Genomic DNA, 2406 nt, shown 5'->3' with positions numbered 1-2406 from the left:
CGGGAACGGAGTCCGGCATGACGGCCCGCACGGGAATTCCGGTGACCTTGTTCAGGCGGGCGGTGGAGCGGCTGCGGCCGGCGATCGAACACCGCGTCGCCGCGCTCCTCGCCGCCGTCGACCGCACGGGCGAGGTCGACGTCATCGCCGACCTCGCCGAGCCCCTGGCCCTGGACGTCATCTGCGCCCTGGTCGGCGTCCCCCTCGACGAGCGCGCGGAATGGCTGGAGGCCCTGTCGTGGCTGGCCGTGGGCTTCGATCCCGAGGCGCTGCGCCACCCGGAGACGGACTCCCGCGTCGCCTGCGCCCGGCTGGACTTCGCGCGCTACCTCCGCGTGCTGATCGAGCGCCGCAGGGCGGCCCCGGCCGGCGACTTCGTCAGCGCCCTGGTCGCGCCGGCGGCCGACGGGTCACTGCTGACGACCGAACAGATCGTCACCGCCGTCGGCCAGCTCGTCGTGGCCGGTTACGAGCCCGCCGTCAACCTGGTCGGGAACGGGCTGCACGCGCTCCTCGCCCACCCGCGCCAGCTCGACCACCTCCGGCTGCACCCCCACGCGGCGCCCACCGCCGTGGAGGAGCTGCTGCGCTGGGACCCGCCCATCCAGCTGATCACGCGCATGGCCCTGACCGACGCGGCGATCGCCGGCACCCGGGTGCCCGCCGGCACGATCGTGGGCCTGCTGGTGGGGGCCGTGAACCGCGACCCGGCCGTGCACGACGCACCGCACCGGCTGGACGTCACGCGGCCCTGCCGGCACCTGTCGCTCGGCTGGGGAGAGCACTTCTGCCTGGGGGCGCGGCTGGTGCGGGCACAGGCGGAGGCGATGCTGCTCGGGCTGGCGCGCTGCCGGCCCGTCGCGACGGGCGAGCCCCTGCGGTTCAAGCCGACGTTCATCAGCCGGGGACTGGAGCGGCTTCCGGTGGTGCTGACGGGGAGTCCGCCGCCGTCCCGTCCCTTCCCGTAGCCGCCGGGTCCCCGGACGGGGCCGGCAGCAGCCGCCGCAGGCAGCGCCGGCAGAGGTCGTCCACCGTCGTGCTGTTGAGGATCTCCACCGCCGGCACCTCGCAGCCCAGGTGCTGGTGGAGGGCCGCCATCAGTTCGGCGCCCATCAGGGAGTCCAGGCCCAGCTGGTCGAGGGGGCGATCGAGCGGGATGCGCCCGGGATCGGTCTGGAGGACGCGGGCCAGCACGGCGACGACCGCCTCGGCCACCCGGGCCAGGGCCTCCTCGGGCGTGGCCCGGGCCAGGCCCCGCGCCAGCTGCCGGGCCGCCTGCCCCGCCGTGCCGTCGTCCTCCGGCCGGACGAGCGAGAACCGGGGCGCGGCGACGGCGCCGACCGCGTGCCGCACCCGGCCCCAGCCGATGCCGGCCACGACCGCCACATCGTCGTCGCCCCGCGCGAGCAGCCCGTCCAGCGCGTCCAGGGCCTGTCCGGCGGGCACGGGGGAGAGGCCGACGCGCTCCATGAAGTCGCCCAGATCGTGCCGGGCCACGTATCCGGCGTCCGCGAGCGCACCCCAGGCGACCGCCAGGGCGGGCAGGCCGGCCTGGCGCCGGGCCCGTGCCAGCGCCTCCAGCGAGAGATTGGCGGCGACGTACGGAGCCTGGTTCGGATTGCCCAGCAGCGCGGAGGCCGAGGCGTGGACGACGAAGAAGTCCAGCGAACGGTCCCGCGTCAGACGGTCCAGGACCCGGGCGCCCTCGGCCTTGGCGGACAGCACCTCGCGCGCGGCCGCGTCGGTCAGACCGGTCAGCGGACCGTCGTGGAGCACCATGGCCGCGTGCACGACCCCCCGCAGCGGTGTCTCCGCGGTGTCCACCGCGTCGAGCAGCGCCTCCATCGCGGCGGCGTCGGCGACGTCGACGGCGTGCGCGGTGACGTGCACTCCCCGGCGGCGCAGCTCCTCGAGCAAGGCCGGTGCCTCCGGGCTCCCGGCGCCACGCCGGCCGACCAGGCACAGGCGCCGGGCGCCGCGCGCCGCCAGCCGGCGGGCCGTGGCGGCCCCGAAGCCGCTCAGCCCACCGGTGATCAGATAGCCGGCGTGGGGGTCGAGCACGGCCGGCGCCGGTGCCGGGTCGGCGGCCGCGGCAGGGGGCTGCTCCAGGGAGACGACGACCTTTCCGATGTGCCGCGAGTGCTGGAGCGCCTCGAACGCCTCCACGACCCGGTCGGCGCCGTAGACATGATGCGGATTCGGCCGGTAGGCACCCTCGTGCACGCGCCGGCCGACCTCGGCGAACTCCGCGGCGACCTGCGCGGGCCGCTCATGTGCCAGCTGTGCCAGGTCGGCGGCGCAGAAGGTGAGGTTGTTGAGGAAGGGGCCCAGGAGGAGCCGGTTGTTGGCGTAGAGGTCGCGCTTGCCGAGCTCCACGAAGCGGCCGCCCGGAGCGAGGGCCTCCAG

2 protein-coding genes are annotated in these 2406 nt (G+C 76.0%); one reads left to right on the top strand and one right to left on the bottom strand.

Annotation, left to right across the window (positions count from 1 at the left end):
• Nucleotides 1-968 (top strand): cytochrome P450 (locus AB0K09_RS32395; RefSeq protein ID WP_366068972.1); only part of this gene is annotated, 968 nt, incomplete at its 5' end.
• Here AB0K09_RS32395 and AB0K09_RS32390 read toward each other — a convergent pair.
• The coding region (locus AB0K09_RS32390; RefSeq protein WP_366068971.1) for an SDR family NAD(P)-dependent oxidoreductase at nt 898-2406 on the bottom strand (1509 nt) is incomplete at its 5' end. The genes AB0K09_RS32395 and AB0K09_RS32390 overlap by 71 nt on opposite strands.

Source organism: Streptomyces sp. NPDC049577, assembly GCF_040675635.1.
In the GTDB taxonomy this organism is placed as follows: domain Bacteria; phylum Actinomycetota; class Actinomycetes; order Streptomycetales; family Streptomycetaceae; genus Streptomyces.
The sequence above is the reverse complement of the archived record's forward strand: the minus strand, read 5'-3'. Positions and strand labels throughout refer to the sequence as shown.